The sequence below is a fragment of the Streptomyces sp. NPDC051051 genome, assembly GCF_040682975.1.
Classification (GTDB): Bacteria; Actinomycetota; Actinomycetes; order Streptomycetales; family Streptomycetaceae; genus Streptomyces.
In genome coordinates this window covers 1-18,826 of the sequence record NZ_JBFBCB010000011.1, presented here as the reverse complement: position 1 = coordinate 18,826, position 18,826 = coordinate 1, and the positions used below count along the sequence as shown (strand labels likewise).

Genomic DNA, 18,826 nt, shown 5'->3' with positions numbered 1-18,826 from the left:
CTCAGTCGGCGATCCCCTCGGGGATCGCCTTCCTGACGGCCGACGCCAGGTCGATCAGCGCCGACGAACTGTCCGTCCCCTCCGGCACCGTCACCTCGACATAGGCAAGGCGACTGGCGGTGGTGAACCGGTGCCCCCCGCCGTCCCGCTTCTCCATCAGCCAGCTGACACCGTTCACACCGCCCGCGACCGCGTCCGGGTCGGCGCCCTGGGCCACCTTCGGATCCGTCATCTTCGGCGGCCGCTCCACACCGCAGCGCAGTATGATCGCCGGGTTCCCCCAGCCCGCGGTCAGCGCGGATGCGGGCTCGGGATCCCGGCGATCCATACCGTCCACCTTCGACGGCAGTGCCTCGTCCAGGTTCCGGCACAGTCGCGCGACCTTCGTCGTGGGACTGGGAACCGCGGCCGACGCGCCGTCGTCTGCCGATGAGCAGCCCACGGCGGCACAGAGCAGAACAAGGGCGGGCACACCACTGAGCCGGTGACGGAAAAGGTTCACCGGCCAAGGGTAGACGGGGGCTACAGATGCACCACCGGGCAGGTCAGGGTACGGGTGATCCCGTCCACCTGCTGCACCTTGGCGACCACCATGCGGCCGAGGTCGTCGACCGTGTCGGCCTGGGCCCGCACGATCACGTCGTAGGGACCGGTGACGTCCTCGGCCTGGAGGATGCCGGGGATCTTGCCGATCGTCTCGGCGACGGTCGAGGCCTTGCCGACCTCGGTCTGGATCAGGATGTACGCCTGTACCACGGAACCTCCAGGGCGGCCACGAGGATCATGTGGGGAAAAGGAACGCCACGGTATCGCGTCGCCGCTCGCCGCGGGGAGACCTGCGGGGACCACGGCTCGCGCGCCGGGGTGCAGGCACGACAGAGGTTGACGGTCCCCTCGACCGTATCGAGGACACCGGTGACGCGCGAGCGGGCACGGACTGGGACAGAAGGGGAGCTGGGGCGATGAAGGGCACTGTTGGTGAGCTCGGGGAGTTCGGGCTCATCAGGGAGCTCACCTCCCGTCTCACCACCACACCGGCGGTCCGGGTCGGACCCGGTGACGACGCCGCGGTGGTGGCCGCGCCCGACCGCCGGGTCGTGGCGAGCACCGACATCCTGCTGGAGGGCCGGCACTTCCGCCGCGACTGGTCCACCGCCTACGACGTCGGCCGCAAGGCCGCCGCCCAGAACCTCGCCGACATCGCCGCGATGGGCGCCGTGCCGACCGCACTGCTCCTCGGCCTCGTCGTACCCGGCGAACTGCCGGTCACCTGGCCCACCGAGCTGATGGACGGGCTGCGCGACGAGTGCCAGGTCGCCGGCGCCTCCGTGGTCGGCGGCGACGTCGTGCGCGGCGACACGATCATGGTGTCGATCACCGCCCTCGGCGATCTGCGCAACCAGGAGCCGATCACCCGCTCCGGCGCCCAGCCCGGCGACCTCGTCGCGGTGACGGGCTGGCTGGGTTGGTCCGCCGCCGGATTCGCGGTCCTCTCCCGCGGGTTCCGCTCGCCCCGCGCCTTCGTCGAGGCCCACCGCCGCCCCGAGCCGCCGTACCACGCCGGTCCGGCGGCCGCCGCCCTCGGCGCGACCGCGATGTGCGACGTGAGCGACGGGCTGATCGCCGACCTGGGGCACATCGCGGAGGCCAGCAAGGTCCGCATCGACATCCGCTCCGGCGCGATCGACGTGCCCACCCAGATGAACGACATCGGGCAGGCCGTCGGCGTCGACCCCATGCAGTGGGTGCTGACCGGCGGAGAGGACCACGCCATCGTGGCGACCTTCCCGCCGGACGTGAAGCTCCCGGCCCGCTGGAAGGTGATCGGCGAGGTCCTCAACCCCTCCGCCCTGCCGCAGGTCACGGTCGACGGGGCGCCCTGGACCAGCAAGGGCGGCTGGGACCACTTCGGGGACATGGAGTCGTGATCCCCCCGAGGGTACTGACGGTGGCCGGCTCCGACTCCGGCGGCGGCGCGGGCATCCAGGCCGACCTCAAGACGATGCTCGCGCTCGGCACGCACGGCATGAGCGTGATCACCGCGGTCACGGCGCAGAACTCCCTCGGCGTCCAGGGCGCGTGGGACCTGCCCGTCGCGGCGGTGCGCGCCCAGTACCGCAGCGTCGTCGACGACATCGGCGTCCAGGCCGTGAAGACCGGGATGCTCTCCTCCGCGGAACTCGTCGAAGCGGTGGCCGAGTTGATCGCCGGCACCGACGCCCCGGTCGTCGTCGACCCGGTCGGCGTCTCCAAGCACGGCGACCCGCTGCTGGCCGACTCGGCCCTCGACTCCGTCCGCACCAAGCTGCTTCCCGTCGCCACCGTCGCCACGCCCAACCTCGACGAGACGGCCCGGCTGACCGGCGTACGGGTCGAGTCGGAGCGCGGGCTCAGGCAGGCCGCGGCGGCCGTCCTGGCGTACGGCCCGCGATGGGTGCTGATCAAGGGCGGCCATCTGCCCGGTGACGCCGTGGACCTGCTCACCGACGGCTCCGAGGAGCACTGGCTGCGCGCGCCCCGGCTCGACAACCGGCACACGCACGGCACGGGCTGCACCCTCGCCTCGGCGATCGCGGCGCAACTCGCCAAGGGGGAGACCGTGCCGCGGGCGGTGGCGACGGCCAAGGAGTACGTCACCGGGGCGATCACCGCCGGCTTTCCCCTCGGTGGCGGGATCGGTCCCGTGGACCACGGCTGGCGGCTCGGCGTCCGCGCCGCCGACGAGGGGGCCGGTCCCGCGCGGTGACGCCGGCGCTGACGTACGGGCCGCCGGGCACGGCAAAGAGCCGGCCCACCAGAGGTGGACCGGCTCTTTCAGCAACCAGCAGGGCCGCGCGCGACGGGGGTCCCCCCGCCTCGGGCGGAGCCGAGAGGTGGGGGATGTGCGTCAGCGCGAGACCTTGCCGGCCTTGATGCACGAGGTGCAAGCGTTCACGCGCTTCGGCGTCCCACCGACCACGGTACGCACGCGCTGGATGTTCGGGTTCCAGCGACGGGGCGTACGGCGGTGCGAGTGCGAGATGTTGTTGCCGAAGCCCGGCCCCTTGCCGCAGACGTCGCAGTTGGCAGCCACGGGTCACTCCAAAGACTTCAGATGCACTTACGGTTGATCCCGGCATGCCGGGATCAAGATCGTGGGATCAGAGATCTGAGTGGCGGTGCCAGGGGGATGGCCCGATGGGATCGGGCAACCGGAGCAGCATACAACGGCTGCGCCAGTACAACGAAACTACCATGGCTGCTCAGGGGCCCCGCCCTCGCCCGCTACCGGCCCACACCCGCCCACGGTCTACGCTGCGTCCCAGTCCAGCCGCTCAGGGAGGCCCAGGTGCCGCAGGTGCCGCAGACATTCTTCGATGCTCTCGCGGTGCGCACCTGGTGTGGTCTCGCGCTCCGGGCACTGGGACGCGCGCGTGAGGAGATCGACGCGATCAACGTGTACCCGGTCGCCGACGGGGACACCGGGACCAACCTGTACCTGACCGTGGAGTCGGCCGCGACCGCGGTCGAGGCGGTGTTCACCGGTCACGCGGCCGGCGCCGCCCCGCACGGCACCCCCTCCCTCGCCGACACCGCGCGCGCGATGGCGCACGGAGCGCTCATAGGCGCGCGCGGGAACTCCGGGACCATCCTGGCGCAGCTGCTGCGCGGCATGGCCCAGGTGCTCGCCGCCGAGGGGGAGAGCCCGCACACCGACGCGGCGGGGCTGCGCCTGGCGCTGCGCCGCGCCGCCGACTCCGCCCGCCAGGCCGTGGGCCGCCCGGTCGAGGGCACGGTCCTGTCGGTCGCCTCGGCCGCCGCCGACGCGGCCGCGGACGCCCAGGGCGACTGCGGGGCGGTCGCGAAGGCGGCCTACCGGGGCGCGTGCACGGCGCTCGCCGCGACGCCGGGCCAGCTGGCCGTCCTGGAGCGTGCCGGCGTGGTGGACGCGGGCGGGCGGGGACTGGTGGCGGTGCTCGCGGCGCTGGTGGAGACGTTCACGGGGGAGACGACGGCGGTCCCCTCCGCGGCCGCCGAGGGGCGTGACCACGCCGGAGGCCCGGCGGACCCGCAGGCCCCCGGGCTCCCGACGGGCGTGGAGGCCTGCGCCGACGACGGTGCCGGGAGCGGCGGGCCCGCCTTCGAGGTGATCTACCTGCTGGAGGCCGAGGACGCCGCCGTCGCCCGGCTGCGGGAGCGGCTCGACGCGCTGGGGGACTCGCTCGTCGTGGTCGGCGGGGACGGGCTGTGGAACGTGCACGTGCACGTGGACGACGCCGGCGCGGCCGTGGAGGCGGGCGTCGAGGCCGGCCGGCCGTATCGGATCCGCATCACGCACTTCGGCGCCGACGACGTCCACGCGCGCGGGGGCGGGAGTCCGCCCCGCGAACGCGTCCAGCGGGCGGTGGTCGCCGTCGTGCCCGGCGAGGGCCTGGCCGGTCTGTACACCGAGGCCGGCGCGACCACCGTCCTCGCGCGCCCCGGGGAGCCGCCCGCCAGCGGTGAACTGGTCCAGGCCGTACGGCGGGCCCACGCGCGCGAGGTCGTGCTGCTGCCCAACGACGCCGATCTGCGCCACACCGCGGCCGCGGCGGCCGAGCAGGCGCGCGCGGAGGGTATCCGGGTGGCCCTCATTCCGACCCGTTCCGCGGTCCAGGGGATCGCCGCGCTCGCCGTGCACGAACCCGACCGCCGCTTCGACGAGGACGTCGTCGCGATGACCTCGGCGGCAGGCGCCACCCGCTACGCCGAGGTCGCCGTCGCCGAACGCCAGTCCTGGACCATGGCCGGCATCTGCCAGGCCGGCGACGTCCTCGGCCTCGTCGACGGCGACGTGGCCGTCATCGGCGCCGACGTCACCGCCGTCGCCGAAACGGTCCTGGACCGCATGCTGGCGGCGGGCGGGGAGCTCGTCACCCTCGTCCTCGGCGAGGATGCTCCCGAAGGCGTCGCCGAGCGGCTGGAGGCGCGGGTGCGGGTGGCGTACCTCGCCGTCGACACGGTGGTGTACCGCGGGGGGCGGCAAGGCGCGCTGCTGCTGATCGGCGTGGAATGACGGTCGCGGGCAAGCGGTCGACTCCGCCGGGGAGGCGGTGAGCGCCGCTCCACCGCCCGCCCTGCTCCTGCGCCTTTCGCTCCTGTCACTCCCGCGCCCTTACTCCTGCGCCTCTCGCTCCGGTGCCGCTTGCTGCTCCGCCGCTTCCGCCGCCGCCTGGAGCAGCTGCTCCGCCTCCGCCCGCCGCGCCCGTACGGTCTCCTCGTCCCCGCCCTCGAAGCCGGGGTCCGTCTCCGCGTCCGCGTACGCCGCGAGTACCGCACGCGCGCGTGCGGCCGCCTCCGCGGGACGTCCCAGGTCGGTCTCCAGCCAGCCCGCGGCCAGCTCGGCGCCGGTGCGCGGCGGCAGGGCGGCGGCCCCGAGGGAGACGAACACCGCGACCGCCTCCGACATCTGGGACAGCGCCTCGTCCATGGCGGCACGGATCGAGTCGTCGTCGGCGTCCTCGGCGGCCGAGCGGGCCAGGAGATCGCCGAACTGGCGGTGGGTGTGACCGAGTTCGAAGACCAGCCGCAGACGCGTCTCCTCGTCGTCCGCGACCTCCAGCGCGTCGGCGCACTCCCCGACGGCGTCCGACATCAGCTCCCGCGCCGCCTCCGTGCCGTCCTCCGCCCGCAACGCCAGCCAGGCACGCGCGCGCAAGGAGCGCACCAGCCCGTGCACATTGCCCAGGGAACGCCACAGCTCGCCCGCGCGCGCGTACGCCCGGTCCGCGTCCGCGTGCAGCCCCGCCCGGCCGAGGGACTCGGCGGCCAGGTGCGCCAGCGTCGCGTGGTCGTGCTGCTCGGGCCAGTGCCGGGCGGTCTCGGCGGCCTGCAGGCGGCGCTCGGCGGCGGCCCGGTGCTCGCCCAGCTCGCTCAGGCAGTCGCCGAGCCACCACTGCGTCTGCACGACCGCCCCGTCGCCGTGCGTCTCGACGGTCAGGTCCGCCAGCGCCGACTCCAGCACCTCCGCGGCCTCCGCCCACCGGCCCTGCCGCACCAGGAACCCGCCCAGCTGGTGCCGCGCCCACGCGCCGAACGTCGGGCCCTCGCCCGCCTCGTCGGCCCAGTGCGCCGCCTCCAGGGCGTGCTCGGCGGCCTCCGCCGCCTGTCCCCGGCCCCCGACGACCTCGGCGAGCTGGAGGTGCAGCTGCGCCCGGCCGACCGGCTCCAGGAAGCCGCCGCCGTGCTCCAGGGCGGCCCGCAGCGCCCGTTCCGCCTCCGACATGTCGCCCAGGTGGTGCGCGAGAGCGGCCAGCCTGGCCTCGTACTCCACGGCGAACCAGGGCAGTCCCGCCCCGACGAACTCCGCGGCGGCCCGGGCGAACAGCTCGGCGCCCCCCTCGGCGTCGCCCGAGCGCGCCGTCAGCTCCGCGAGCATCGCGTGTCCCTCGGCGACCCGCGCGACGAGCCGCACGTCGTCCCCGGCCCGCCCCTCCACGAGCGCGAGCACCTCCCGGACGGCCCCCTCGGCCTCCGCCAGCACCTGCTCGGCGACCGGCCCGTCGGCCTCGTGCACGCGCCGCATCAGGATCCGCGCCCGGCCCATGAGGACCCCCGCCGCCTGCCGCACCTCCGTGCCGCCCTCGGCGTACAGCGCGAGGACCCGGTCGTACGGCTCGGCGACCGCGGCGAGCGCCTCGTCGATCTCCCCGGTGAGCGCGCGGACGTAGGCCGCACGCGTGCGTGCCGCCAGAGCCTCGCCGGGGTCACCCGCCTCCGCGTACAGCCCGGCCGCCAGCTCGAACGTCTCGGCACCCTCCGCGCCCAGCCCCATCGCCCGGTGGTCGGCGATCTCGGCGCGGTCGCGCGCGTCCAGCCCGGCGCCCTCGGCCCCCTCGGCGGCCGCCGCCACCGCCGCCCACGCCTCCACGGCGTGCGGCCGCAAGGTGTCCGACAGCCGCCGCGCCTCGGCGAGCAGCGCGGGCAGATCCGGCGCGCCGGCCCCCGCCCCGGTCCCCGCCGTGGCCGCCGGGGGAGCTGCCGCGGGAACCGGCGGACGTACCGTGCGCACCCCCAACGGCAGCCGCTCCACCAGCGGCTGCTGCGACATCCGCGCGCGTGCCCGCTCGCCGACGTGCGACGTGCCGTTGCGCGCGTCGAACCGCGCGGCCAGTGCGAGCGCCTCCTCGCGCGCGTGGAGCGCGAGTTCCGCCGCCGTCCACACCCGCCCGGCCGGCCCGGGAACCCGCTGCCCGCCCAGGCCCAGCGCGGACAGCCGCTCCATGAGCAGCACGACCACGCTCAGGAAGCCCAGCCTGCTGCGCGGCTGCCCCTCGTCCGTGAAGTACGCCGGGCGCTCCGCGAGCAGCTCCAGGCCCCGCGCCTCGTTGCCGGTCAGCGCGCAGAACTCCACATGGTCGGCGTACGCACCCCGCATGCTCTCCATCGCCCGCACCAGCCGGAAGCCGCGCAGATGGTTCGCCCGGGCCTCGTCCGGCCGACCCAGCCGCAACAGCGGCACCAGGGACGACGCGAGCACGTTGTGCGGCTCGTGCGCGCACGTGTACGCGCCCTCCAGGACGGGCGCCCACAGCTCCAGGGCCTCCGCGTCCCGGCCCCGCTCCGCCCGCCACCAGCCCTGACCGCGCAGCTCGCACGCGTGGCAGTCGGCCATGCCGTCGCGATCCGCGGCCAGCCAGGCGGCGAACGCCCGCTCGGCCCGCTCCACGTCCCCGACATGCGCGGCCACGCTGAACTCGGCGCTGCGCACGGCCCGCTCGGAGTGCCCGGCGAGCCGGTAGCGGTGCTCCATCTCGCCGAGCCACTTCTCCACCGACGCCAGTGGAATGTGCGGCTGGTCGAGCATGCCGGCCGACATCCACTTGAAGACCCAGTGCAGCGAGTGCGTCTCGTGCGCGTCGAAGTCCTCGGGCCGCTCGTCCCACATGCGCAGCAGGCGCGCGAACGGGACGAACATCTTGTCCTTCTCGGAGCTGTAGTTGTAGACCTTCAACTGGTGTCCGAGCGCCTCGATCACGGCGAGCGGGATGTTCAGCCTCTCGGCCTCCACGAGCAGCAGCTCCGCGCGCGCGTTGCGGGCCGGGCCCTCCGGCTGTTCGCCGTTCTCCGCCATCGCCCGGCGCAGGGAGTCGAAGTCCGTGATCGCGGTCATCGCCGCCCGTCCTCCTCAGATGTGGCTTCCCCGTGCGTGGCCCACTCCAGCAGGCCGATGAACGCCCGGTTCAACAGGGCGGAGTCCGCCGGCCGCAGGGGCCGCTGCGCCATCAGCAGCGCCTGCCCGTACAGCGACTCCGTGGCGGTGCCGATCAGCTCGGCGTCCCGCAGGGAACTGATCCGCCGGACCAGCGGGTTGAGATGGTTGAGCACCAGACGCGCGCGCGGGGCGCTGCCGCGCAGGGAGCCCAGGATGCCCGCCCACAGGTCGTCCGCCCGCGACTCGGCGTCCGCCCGCGCCTGCTCGTGCCGGGCCGCCCGGTCGTCCAGGTGCAGCGCGGGCACCGACAGCGGGTGGAAGGCGCGCAGGACCACGTCACAGCCCAGCGGGTCGAGCTTCGCCCGCGCGGCCGCCAGGAAACCCGACAGCGCCAGCTCCTCCGCCGCGTCCACGGCGTCCAGGTGCGCGGTCACGGTGTCCGCGTCCAGCTCGGCGACCACCGTCCCCGGCCGCACCGACGGCAGTGCCTCGACCAGTTCGCTGTCGTACGTGTAACCGCCGTTGACCACCCCGACGCCCTGCGCCGACGCGATCGGCGCGACCTGCCGGTACTCCTCCACGGTCCGCGTGAAGTGCACCACCGGATGCCGCTGCGCGAACTCCTCCAGCGACAGCCGGCCGTCGCTCGTCTCGAACGGCAGCCACGGCAGCATCGTCCGCAGCATCTCCCCGTCGTGCCGCGCCAGGGACTTCACCCCCAGGTGGTGCACGGCGAGGAACGCCGCCAGCCGCTCCGGATCCCCGGCGGCCAGCCCCGTCAGCCACGCCCGGATCCGCTCGCCCAGCGCCTCCCGCACGGCCGCCAGCGTCTCGTCCTCGTACAGCGCCTCGCGCGAGGCCGTGGGCCGCAGGCTGTCGGTGTCCAGGACACAGCGCACGAAGAACGCCCAGTCCGGCAGGAGCTGTTCGGCCCGGTCGGTCAACAGCATGCCCTTGAGGTGCACACGGTGACCCGCCCGCTGGGCCGGACTGACCGCGGCCGGCAGCACGTACGCCACCCCGCGGATCCCGGCCAGCGGCACGTTCAGCTCGATCGAGTCCAACGGCGTGAACCCGAACAGCTCGTGACAGTGCCGGGCCAGCGCCACCCGCCGGTTCGCGGGAGAGGCGTACGGCCGGTCCCAGGGCGCCGGCAGATCGGTGACCGCCTCCTCGCCGACCCGGACGTCGTACGGCAGCAGCGAGCCGAAGTCGCGCGCCAGCTGGAGGACCCGCTGCTCGGTGAGCCACTCACCGGCACCGGCCCGCGCCACCAGATGCACGGTCGTGCCCGGCTCGGGGTGCTCCTCGTCGGACAGCGTCCGCACCGTGTACGAACCGTCGTCGCGGGCCGTCCACTCCACCGGCGGCGCGCCGGGCGTACGGGAACTGCGGCTGACCACCCGGATGCGCTCGGCGACCACGAAGCAGGCCAGCAGCCCGATCCCGAACTGCCCGAGGAAGTCGGAGCGGGCCTCCTGCAGGCCGTCGGCGCGCTTGGAGCTGCGTCCGATGGTGGCCAGCAGGCTGTGCACGTCGGACTCGGTGAGCCCGACACCGGAGTCCTCCACCCGCAGCTCCCCGCCCGCGGCGGACAGCCGCACCCGCGCCGGGGCGCCGGGCTCCTCCGCCCGCCGGGCGGTGATGGCGTCCACGGCGTTCTGGAGCAGCTCGCGCAGGTAGACCCGGGGACTGGAGTAGAGGTGATGGGACAGCAGGTCCACCAGGCCGCGCAGGTCGACCTGGAAGGTATGAGGGGACGGTGATGCCTGGGATGACGGTGAGGTCTGGGAGTCCATCGCTGCTGCGCCGCGGCTTGGGGAGGGTCGACGGCGCGGGGTCGGGCGGTCCCGGTGGGGCGGTGACCGCGGGGGATGGCCGGAGCGCGCCATCCTAGGGCCCGAACGAGCCGCCTGACCAGGGGTTTCGGGACACGTATACGGCAATGTCAGTGGGGTGGTGTGCAATGGATCTCGTGCCCGCGCTCGAAGAACCGCTCAAAAAGGTGCTCGGCCCACCGACCGCGAAGGTGATGGCCGAGCACCTCGGCCTGCACACCGTCGGCGACCTCCTGCACCACTACCCGCGCAGATACGAGGAGCGCGGTCAGCTCACGCACCTCGCCGACCTCCCCATGGACGAGCACGTCACCGTGGTCGCCCAGGTCGCCGACGCCCGCCTGCACACCTTCGCCTCGGCCAGGGCCCCCCGCGGCAAGGGCCAGCGCCTGGAGGTCACCATCACGGACGGCAGCGGCCGCCTCCAGCTGGTCTTCTTCGGCAACGGCGTGCACAAGCCCCACAAGGACCTCCTGCCGGGCACCCGCGCGATGTTCTCCGGCAAGGTCTCCCTCTTCAACCGCCGCCTCCAGCTGGCCCATCCGGCCTACGAACTGCTGCGCGGCGACACCGACGAAACGGTCGAGACCTGGGCCGGCGCCCTCATCCCGATCTACCCGGCCACCGCCAAACTCGAGTCCTGGAAGATCGGCAAGGCGATCCAGACGGTCCTGCCCAGCGCCCAGGAGGCCGTCGACCCGCTCCCGGACTCCCTGCGCGAGGGCCGCGGCCTGCTCTCCCTCCCCGAGGCCCTCCTCAAGATCCACCGTCCGCACACCAAGGCCGACATCGACGACGCCCGCGCCCGCCTGAAGTGGGACGAGGCCTTCGTCCTCCAGGTCGCCCTCGCCCGCCGCCGCCACGCCGACGCCCAACTCCCGGCCGTCCCCCGCAGACCCGCCCCGGACGGCCTGCTCTCCGCCTTCGACGACCGCCTCCCCTTCACCCTCACCGAGGGCCAGCAGAAGGTCTCGCAGGAGATCTTCGACGACCTGGCGACCGAACACCCGATGCACCGACTGCTCCAGGGGGAGGTCGGTTCCGGTAAGACGATGGTGGCCCTGCGCGCCATGCTCGCCGTCGTCGACGCCGGTGGGCAGGCCGCCATGCTCGCGCCCACCGAGGTCCTCGCCCAGCAGCACCACCGCTCCATCGTGGAGATGATGGGGGAACTGGCCGAGGGCGGGATGCTGGGCGGCGTCGAGCACGCCACCAAGGTCGTGCTGCTCACCGGATCGATGGGGGCCGCCGGGCGGCGGCAGGCGCTGCTCGATCTCGTCACCGGCGAGGCCGGCATCGTCATCGGCACGCACGCGCTGATCGAGGACAAGGTGCAGTTCCACGATCTCGGGCTGGTCGTGGTCGACGAGCAGCACCGGTTCGGCGTCGAGCAGCGGGACGCCCTGCGCGGCAAGGGCAAGCAGCCTCCGCACCTGCTCGTCATGACCGCCACGCCCATCCCGCGCACGGTCGCCATGACCGTCTTCGGCGACCTGGAGACCTCCGTCCTGGACCAGCTCCCGGCCGGCCGGTCGCCCATCGCCAGCCATGTCGTCCCCGCCGCGGACAAGCCGCACTTCCTCGCCCGCGCGTGGCAGCGGGTCCGCGAGGAGGTCGAGGGCGGCCACCAGGCGTACGTGGTCTGCCCGCGCATCGGCGACGAGGAGGACGGCCCCGGGAAGGCCAAGAAGAGGTCTCCGGAGGACGAGGCCGAGAAGCGTCCGCCGCTCGCCGTCCTGGACGTGGCCGACCAGCTCGCCAGGGGCCCGCTCCAGGGGCTCGAGGTCGAGGTGCTGCACGGCCGCATGCCCCCGGACGACAAGGACGCCGTCATGCGCCGGTTCGCCGCCGGGGACACCGACGTCCTGGTCGCCACGACCGTCATCGAGGTCGGGGTCAACGTGCCGAACGCCACCGCGATGGTGGTCATGGACGCCGACCGCTTCGGCGTCTCCCAGCTGCACCAGCTGCGCGGCCGGGTCGGCCGCGGCTCGGCCCCCGGACTCTGCCTCCTCGTCACCGAGATGCCCGAGGCGAGTCCCGCCCGCCAGCGCCTCGACGCGGTCGCCGCCACCCTCGACGGCTTCGAGCTGTCCCGCATCGACCTCGAACAGCGCCGCGAGGGCGACGTCCTGGGCCAGGCCCAGTCCGGCGCCCGCTCCAGCCTGCGCGTCCTCGCCGTCATCGAGGACGAGGAAGTCATCGCCGAGGCGAGGCAGGAGGCGGCACAGGTGGTCGCGTCCGACCCGGAGCTGGCCGCCTACCCCGGCCTGCGCACCGCCCTGGACGCCCTCTTGGACGAGGAGAGGGAGCAGTACCTGGAGAAGGGCTGAGCGCGCGGCCGCCGGGTCCCCCGGGGCACCACCCGTCCCGCCGCACGCGGGGCGGAGGGTTCCCCGGGCCCCACCGGGCGTAGCCGACCGTGATCGAGCACCCCGCACCTCCGCCTGCCAGACTGACCACGTAAAGACGCCCCCGAACAAGGACCCCGAGATGACCCGCGTGATCGCCGGAAAAGCCGGCGGACGTCGCCTGGCCGTCCCGTCAGGGACCGGCACCCGCCCCACCTCCGACCGCGCGCGCGAGGCTCTCTTCTCCACCTGGCAGTCCCTGCTCGGCGGCGCCCCCCTCGACGGCGAACGCGTCCTGGACCTCTACGCCGGCTCCGGCGCCGTGGGGCTGGAGGCCCTCTCCCGGGGGGCCGGCCACACCCTGCTCGTCGAGGCCGACGCGCGAGCGGCCCGCACGATCCGGGAGAACGTGCGGACCCTCGGCCTGCCGGGCGCCGAGGTCCGGGCCGGCAAGGCCCGGCAGATCATCCAGACGCCGCCGACGGAGCCGTACGACCTCGTCTTCCTCGACCCCCCGTACGCCGTCACGGATGACGATCTTCGGGAGATTCTGCTCACACTCCGCTCGGAGGGGTGGCTCGCGGCGGAAGCCCTCGTCACCGTGGAGCGCAGCACCAGAGGCGGCGTCTTCGACTGGCCGGACGGCTTCGAAGCGATCCGGTCCCGTCGCTACGGCGAGGGAACGTTTTGGTACGGTCGCGCCGCCTCTACGTGCGAAGACGCACGATGACCGGACCGGAGAGCGAGGGATCTCAAGTGCGCCGCGCCGTCTGTCCCGGGTCGTTCGACCCGATCACCAACGGACATCTCGACATCATTTCCCGCGCCTCCCGTCTGTACGACGAGGTCTACGTCGCGGTGATGATCAACAAGTCCAAGAAGGGCCTGTTCGAGATCGACGAGCGGATCGACCTGATCCGCCAGGTAACCGCCGAGTACGGAAACGTCCGCGTCGAGGCCTTCCACGGTCTCCTCGTCGACTTCTGCAAGCAGCGCGAGATCCCGGCCATCGTCAAGGGCCTGCGCGCCGTCAGCGACTTCGACTACGAGCTGCAGATGGCCCAGATGAACAACGGCCTCTCCGGTGTCGAGACGCTGTTCGTCCCCACCAACCCCACCTACAGCTTCCTGTCGTCCTCCCTGGTCAAGGAGGTCGCGACCTGGGGCGGCGACGTCTCCCACCTGGTCCCGCCGATCGTCCTCGAGGCACTCGCCGAACGGCTCCGCAAGGACTGAGGACCTGACGGCCCGTCACTCGGTGTCCGCCGGACACCTCGTGGCCGTACAGTCGTTCCGTCCGTCTCCAACACAGCAGCAGAGAGTGGCGAGCAACCGGTGGACGTGCAGAAGAAGCTCGACGAGATCGTCACGGCGGTCTCCAGTGCCCGGTCGATGCCGATGTCGGCCTCGTGCGTGGTCAACCGCGCCGAACTGCTCGCCCTCCTCGAAGAGGTGCGCGCCGCCCTGCCCGACTCCCTCGCCCAGGCCCGGGAGCTGATCGGCGGTCGCGAGCAGATGGTCGAGCAGGCCCGCCAGGAGGCGGACCGGATCATCTCCACCGCGCACGCCGAGCGCGGCTCGCTGATCTCCGACACCGAGATCGCCCGCCGCTCGCAGGCCGAGGCCGACCGCATCCTGGCCGAGGCCCGCAAGGAGGCCGAGGACATCCGCGCGGAGGCCGACGACTACGTCGACTCCAAGCTCGCCAACTTCGAGGTCGTCCTCACCAAGACCCTCGGCTCCGTCGGCCGCGGCCGCGAGAAGCTCCTGGGCACCGGACCCGGCGTCGACGAGCAGGGGTACGAGGACGAGGACGCCCCTGAGCGCAGCCACGACCCGGAGACCCTGCGCCGCGACGCCGACGCCTACGTGGACGTCAAGCTGGGCGCCTTCGAGGCGGTCCTCGCCAAGACCCTGGAGGCCGTCGGCCGCGGCCGGCAGAAGCTGCACGGCCGGATCGCCAGCGACGACCTCGGCGCCCTCGCCGACGACGACACGACCTTCCAGCACTCCTCCGACGCCGACTACCTCGCCGACCTCGCCGCCCTCGCCGAGCAGGACACCGCGGCCGGGCAGCCCGCGCAGCGGCCGTACGAGCAGCCCCAGGAGGCCTACGCCTACCAGCAGCCGGACCCGTACGGCTACCAGCAACAGGACTACGGCCGCCAGCAGGACGCCTACGGCTACCAGCAGGCCGACCCCTACGCCGCCCCGTTCGACTACGCGCAGGCGGGCGGGGCCCCCGCCCAGGGCTACGACCCCCGGCAGGCGCCGTACGCCCCGCAGCAGCAGGCACCGCAGCAGCAGGCCCCGCAGGAGCAGCAGGGTTACGCCCTCGACGAGGCCAGCCTGTTCGACACCAGCATGATCAGCGCCGAGCAGCTGCGCGCCTACGAACAGGGCCGCGGCCTGTAGGAGCCGAGGTCCGGGGCGGGGTCGCGGACACCGGATTGGGCTGTGAGCGAATGCTCCAGTATCCTGGCCCTTCGGTCGCGTGTATGTCCGCGATCGCTGCTGCCCGCAACACCTGAGGGCGGCGGCCCCCACAGCACCGAAGATCGAAAGCAGGAATGGCTCTGAACGCCCGCCTCGACCACCGCAACCCTCTCGTGTTCGACACACACGAGCTGGGGCGGCGTCCTGGCGCGCTCCAGCGCCTGTCCCGTGAGATCGAAGCCCCCGGGGACCTCGGGATCCAGGGGGTCATCGGAGTGCCGGAAGGCGCCCCGGTGAAGCTGGAACTCCGACTCGAGTCGGTCATGGACGGAGTGCTCGTCACGGGCACCGCCCGTGCACAGGCCGAGGGGGAGTGCGTAAGGTGTCTGGAGCCGGTCGGGCTGGAGCTCGAAGCGGATTTCCAGGAGATGTTCTCGTACCCTGACGCCGACGACCGGGGCCGCGTGAAGGCGGAACCGGCCGACGACGCCGAGGAAGACGAGGACATGCTCTTTCTCGAGGACGGCCTGTTCGACCTCGAGCCCGTGCTGCGTGATGCGGTGGTGCTCGCACTGCCGATGCAGCCGGTGTGCCAGGACGACTGCCCAGGACTGTGCGCCCAGTGCGGAGCACGCCTTGCGGACGACCCGGACCACCACCATGACGCCGTCGACATCCGTTGGGCGGCACTGCAGGGACTCGCCGGTTCACTCGAAGACGGCGAGAAGGACGAGATGAGTGGCGAAGCGCCTCGATCGGTGCCCGCCAACGAGAAGCAGGAGAAGTAGCCGTGGCTGTTCCGAAGCGGAAGATGTCGCGCAGCAACACGCGCCACCGCCGGTCGCAGTGGAAGGCTGCGGTCCCCACCCTGGTTGCGTGCGAGCGCTGCCACGAGCCCAAGCTGCAGCACATCGCGTGCCCGTCTTGCGGCACCTACAACAAGCGCCAGGTCCTCGAGGTCTGAGCGGCTGGTGAGAGGCACCGTGTCTAGCCCCAAGCAGGCGGATGACGCCAAGGCGGATTCCGTCGCCAAGAAAAAGGCGGACAACACGGCCTCGTCCCACACGCTTCTGGAAGGGCGGCTCGGCTATCAGCTCGAGTCCGCCCTTCTGGTGCGTGCGCTGACCCACCGTTCCTACGCGTACGAGAACGGCGGCCTGCCGACGAACGAGCGGCTGGAGTTCCTCGGGGACTCCGTGCTCGGCCTCGTCGTCACGGACACGCTGTACCGCACCCACCCCGACCTGCCCGAAGGCCAACTGGCCAAGTTGCGGGCCGCGGTGGTCAACTCGCGTGCGCTGGCGGAGGTCGGTCGTGGCCTCGACCTGGGCTCCTTCATCCGGCTCGGCCGGGGTGAAGAGGGCACGGGCGGCCGGGACAAGGCGTCCATCCTCGCCGACACCCTCGAAGCGGTGATCGGCGCGGTCTATCTCGATCAGGGCCTCGACGCGGCCTCCGAACTGGTGCACCGCCTGTTCGACCCGCTGATCGAGAAGTCCTCGAACCTCGGAGCCGGCCTGGACTGGAAGACCAGTCTCCAGGAGCTCACCGCGACCGAAGGACTCGGTGTGCCCGAGTACCTGGTGACGGAGACCGGCCCCGATCACGAGAAGACCTTCACTGCTGCCGCCCGCGTCGGAGGCGTCTCGTACGGCACCGGCACCGGCCGCAGCAAGAAGGAGGCGGAGCAGCAGGCCGCCGAGTCCGCGTGGCGGTCCATCCGGGCCGCGGCGGACGAGCGTGCCGAGGCGGCGAAGACGGCCCAGGCCGTCGAGGCCGTCGACGGCAGCAGCCCGGACCCCGAGTCCGCCTCCGCCTGACGAACACCGCCGACAGCACAACCAGCAGTACGAGACGAGCGCCCGCCCCCACCCGGAGGCGGGCGTTCCGTACGGGGAGTCCCATGCCCGAGTTGCCCGAGGTCGAGGTCGTCCGGCGCGGTCTGGAGCGGTGGGTCGCCCATCGCACGGTCGCCGACGCCGAGGTGCTGCACCCGCGTGCCGTACGCCGTCACCTGGCCGGCGCCGACGACTTCACGCACCGCCTCGAGGGCCATCGCATCGGCATCCCCAGCCGTCGCGGCAAGTACCTGTGGCTGCCGCTGGAGGACACGTCGCAGGCGATCCTGGCCCACCTCGGCATGAGCGGCCAGCTCCTGGTCCAGCCCCACACGGCTCCCGACGAGAAGCACCTGCGCATCCGGGTCCGCTTCGCCGACACGCTGACATCAGCGGCCACCGACGCGGGGGGCACCGAGCTGCGCTTCGTCGACCAGCGCACCTTCGGCGGTCTGTCGCTGCACGACACCACCCCCGACGGGCTGCCCGACGTCATCGCGCACATCGCGCGCGACCCCCTCGACCCGCTGTTCGACGACGAGGCCTTCCACCAGGCTCTGCGGCGCAAGCGCAGCACCATCAAGCGGGCCCTGCTCGACCAGTCACTGATCAGCGGTGTCGGCAACATCTACGCCGACGAGGCGCTGTGGCGCTCCCGCCTGCACTACGACCGCCCCACGGCCGGCTTCACCCGCCCCCGCACCCTCGAACTGCTCGGTCACGTCCGGGACGTGATGACGGCGGCCCTCACCGTCGGCGGCACCAGCTTCGACAGCCTGTACGTCAACGTCAACGGCGAGTCGGGTTACTTCGACCGGTCGCTGGACGCCTACGGGCGCGAGGGACTGCCGTGCAGGCGCTGCGGCACACCGATGCGCCGGCGCCCCTGGATGAACAGGTCCAGCTACTTCTGCCCGCGGTGTCAGAAGCCGCCGCGCGTCTCGTCGTAGCGCCCGCGGGACGCCAGGACCTCGTCCATCCGGTCCTCCACCAGGCGGATCAGGCCGAGCAGTCGCTCCGCGACCTCGTGGCCCAGAGGTGTCAGTTCGTAGTCCACACGGGGCGGGTTGGTCGGCTGCGCCTCGCGGTGCACCAGGCCGTCGCGCTCCAGCGCGTGCAGCGTCTGGGACAGCATCTTCTCGCTGACGCCGTCGACGCGTCGGCGCAGTTCGTTGAAGCGCAGCGAACCCTCGTGCAGGGCTCCCAGGGTGAGAGCGCCCCAGCGGCCCGTCACATGCTCCAGCGTGCCGCGCGAGGGGCAGGCCTTGGCGAACACGTTGTACGGGAGGTCCTGCTCCGGGGTGCGCTCCTGAATGCCGGTCATGACCCAAGCCTACTCGAACGCAGCGCTAACCGACAGGTTGCACTAACTGGAAGTTAGTGCTTTCCTTTCGTCATCGGCGGTGAGCTGTTGCCCCCGCTTCCGCCGGCTCCCTTTACCCGCCCTGAGGAGGACGCACGTGACCACCCCTGTTGTCTCCATCGCCTACCACTCCGGCTACGGCCACACCGCCGTCATCGCGGAGGCCGTCCGCTCCGGTGCCGTCCAGGCCGGCGCCGAGGTGCACCTGATCGAGGTCGACGCGATCACCGAGGAGCAGTGGGCGGTGCTCGACCGCTCGGACGCGATCGTGTTCGGCTCGCCCACCTACATGGGCACCGCGTCCGCCGCCTTCCACACCTTCGCCGAGGCGACCTCCGCCCGCTGGGCCACCCAGGCCTGGAAGGACAAGCTGGCCGCCGGCTTCACCAACTCCGGTTCCAAGAGCGGAGACAAACTGCACACCCTGCAGTTCTTCCAGATCCTGGCCGCACAGCTCGGCATGCACTGGGTCAACCTCGGCCTGCTCCCCGGCTGGAACAGCAGCACGGCCTCCGAGGACGACCTCAACCGCCTCGGCGTCTTCCTCGGCGCGGCCGCCCAGACCAATGTCGACGAGGGCCCCGACGCGGTGCACAAGGCGGACGTCGCCACCGCGGAACACCTGGGCCGCCGGGTCACGGAGACGGCGAAGACCCTCGCCACGGGCCGCGCGGCCCTGGCCGCCTAGGGCGTGTTTCGAAAGTCCCGTCTGCCCGGCGACGCCTGGCACGTACGCTCGCCGCGTTGTCGGGATCGCCCCGATACAACCAGTATCGGGGCGACCCTCCGCCTTGCGATCGCACGCACCAGACGCCGCCGGGCCTGCC

18 protein-coding genes are annotated in these 18,826 nt (G+C 72.7%); 12 read left to right on the top strand and 6 right to left on the bottom strand.

Going from position 1 to position 18,826, the window contains the following annotated elements:
* Window position 1: 1 nt before the first annotated feature.
* Entirely contained in the window at window positions 2–502 is a 501-nt protein-coding gene (locus AB0N31_RS11160; protein WP_366058085.1) for a DUF3515 domain-containing protein, read from the bottom strand.
* A 20-nt stretch (window positions 503–522) separates the two neighbouring features.
* Window positions 523–756 carry an Lrp/AsnC ligand binding domain-containing protein gene (locus AB0N31_RS11155; RefSeq protein ID WP_366058083.1) on the bottom strand — a complete coding sequence of 78 codons (234 nt, stop codon included), beginning with the start codon at window positions 754–756 and terminating at the stop codon, window positions 523–525.
* A 206-nt stretch (window positions 757–962) separates the two neighbouring features.
* On the opposite strand from AB0N31_RS11155, the gene AB0N31_RS11150 reads away from it, so the two are divergent.
* Complete coding sequence (locus AB0N31_RS11150) at window positions 963–1,928, top strand: thiamine-phosphate kinase (protein WP_363092093.1); 966 nt, start codon at window positions 963–965, stop codon at window positions 1,926–1,928.
* Window positions 1,928–2,746, top strand: coding sequence for a bifunctional hydroxymethylpyrimidine kinase/phosphomethylpyrimidine kinase (thiD, locus tag AB0N31_RS11145; protein WP_366058213.1), 819 nt, complete (start codon window positions 1,928–1,930; stop codon window positions 2,744–2,746). The genes AB0N31_RS11150 and thiD overlap by 1 nt, the downstream gene beginning before the upstream one ends.
* A gap of 141 nt (window positions 2,747–2,887) precedes the next feature.
* Here thiD and rpmB read toward each other — a convergent pair whose 3' ends face one another.
* Window positions 2,888–3,073, bottom strand: coding sequence for a 50S ribosomal protein L28 (rpmB, locus tag AB0N31_RS11140; protein ID WP_004924906.1), 186 nt, complete (start codon window positions 3,071–3,073; stop codon window positions 2,888–2,890).
* 255 nt (window positions 3,074–3,328) lie between these two features.
* Here rpmB and AB0N31_RS11135 point away from each other — a divergent pair, with 255 nt between their 5' ends.
* Window positions 3,329–5,035: a DAK2 domain-containing protein gene (locus tag AB0N31_RS11135; RefSeq protein WP_366058082.1), complete on the top strand. Its 1,707-nt coding sequence runs from the start codon at window positions 3,329–3,331 to the stop codon at window positions 5,033–5,035.
* A gap of 99 nt (window positions 5,036–5,134) precedes the next feature.
* On the opposite strand, the gene AB0N31_RS11130 is transcribed toward AB0N31_RS11135, so the two are convergent.
* Window positions 5,135–8,131 carry a tetratricopeptide repeat protein gene (locus AB0N31_RS11130; protein ID WP_366058081.1) on the bottom strand — a complete coding sequence of 999 codons (2,997 nt, stop codon included), beginning with the start codon at window positions 8,129–8,131 and terminating at the stop codon, window positions 5,135–5,137.
* Window positions 8,128–9,972, bottom strand: a complete 1,845-nt coding sequence (locus AB0N31_RS11125; protein ID WP_366058080.1) for an HSP90 family protein — start codon at window positions 9,970–9,972, stop codon at window positions 8,128–8,130. The genes AB0N31_RS11130 and AB0N31_RS11125 overlap by 4 nt, the downstream gene beginning before the upstream one ends.
* Window positions 9,973–10,139: 167 nt before the next feature.
* Between AB0N31_RS11125 and recG the strand changes: the two genes are divergently transcribed.
* From recG to mutM, 8 genes are all read left to right on the top strand, one after another.
* Complete coding sequence (gene recG, locus AB0N31_RS11120; protein WP_366058079.1) at window positions 10,140–12,344, top strand: ATP-dependent DNA helicase RecG; 2,205 nt, start codon at window positions 10,140–10,142, stop codon at window positions 12,342–12,344.
* Between the two features lie 160 nt (window positions 12,345–12,504).
* Complete coding sequence (rsmD, locus tag AB0N31_RS11115) at window positions 12,505–13,092, top strand: 16S rRNA (guanine(966)-N(2))-methyltransferase RsmD (RefSeq protein WP_366058078.1); 588 nt, start codon at window positions 12,505–12,507, stop codon at window positions 13,090–13,092.
* A gap of 26 nt (window positions 13,093–13,118) precedes the next feature.
* Window positions 13,119–13,598: a pantetheine-phosphate adenylyltransferase gene (coaD, locus tag AB0N31_RS11110; protein ID WP_363092149.1), complete on the top strand. Its 480-nt coding sequence runs from the start codon at window positions 13,119–13,121 to the stop codon at window positions 13,596–13,598.
* A 99-nt stretch (window positions 13,599–13,697) separates the two neighbouring features.
* The gene (locus AB0N31_RS11105; protein WP_366058077.1) at window positions 13,698–14,777 is read left to right on the top strand and encodes an ATP synthase F0 subunit B; all 1,080 of its coding nucleotides are present in this window, start codon (window positions 13,698–13,700) and stop codon (window positions 14,775–14,777) included.
* A gap of 155 nt (window positions 14,778–14,932) precedes the next feature.
* The gene (locus AB0N31_RS11100) at window positions 14,933–15,586 is read left to right on the top strand and encodes a YceD family protein (protein ID WP_366058076.1); all 654 of its coding nucleotides are present in this window, start codon (window positions 14,933–14,935) and stop codon (window positions 15,584–15,586) included.
* Window positions 15,587–15,588: 2 nt separating this feature from the next.
* Window positions 15,589–15,762, top strand: coding sequence for a 50S ribosomal protein L32 (gene rpmF, locus AB0N31_RS11095; RefSeq protein ID WP_007493396.1), 174 nt, complete (start codon window positions 15,589–15,591; stop codon window positions 15,760–15,762).
* 7 nt (window positions 15,763–15,769) lie between these two features.
* Entirely contained in the window at window positions 15,770–16,618 is an 849-nt protein-coding gene (rnc, locus tag AB0N31_RS11090) for a ribonuclease III (protein ID WP_366058075.1), read from the top strand.
* A gap of 83 nt (window positions 16,619–16,701) precedes the next feature.
* Window positions 16,702–17,586: a bifunctional DNA-formamidopyrimidine glycosylase/DNA-(apurinic or apyrimidinic site) lyase gene (gene mutM, locus AB0N31_RS11085; RefSeq protein WP_366058073.1), complete on the top strand. Its 885-nt coding sequence runs from the start codon at window positions 16,702–16,704 to the stop codon at window positions 17,584–17,586.
* On the opposite strand, the gene AB0N31_RS11080 is transcribed toward mutM, so the two are convergent.
* The gene (locus AB0N31_RS11080) at window positions 17,559–17,960 is read right to left on the bottom strand and encodes a helix-turn-helix domain-containing protein (protein ID WP_366058072.1); all 402 of its coding nucleotides are present in this window, start codon (window positions 17,958–17,960) and stop codon (window positions 17,559–17,561) included. The two genes, mutM and AB0N31_RS11080, sit on opposite strands and share 28 nt — an antisense overlap.
* Before the next feature lie 136 nt (window positions 17,961–18,096).
* Here AB0N31_RS11080 and AB0N31_RS11075 point away from each other — a divergent pair, with 136 nt between their 5' ends.
* Window positions 18,097–18,687 carry a flavodoxin family protein gene (locus AB0N31_RS11075; protein ID WP_366058071.1) on the top strand — a complete coding sequence of 197 codons (591 nt, stop codon included), beginning with the start codon at window positions 18,097–18,099 and terminating at the stop codon, window positions 18,685–18,687.
* Window positions 18,688–18,826 lie beyond the last annotated feature (139 nt).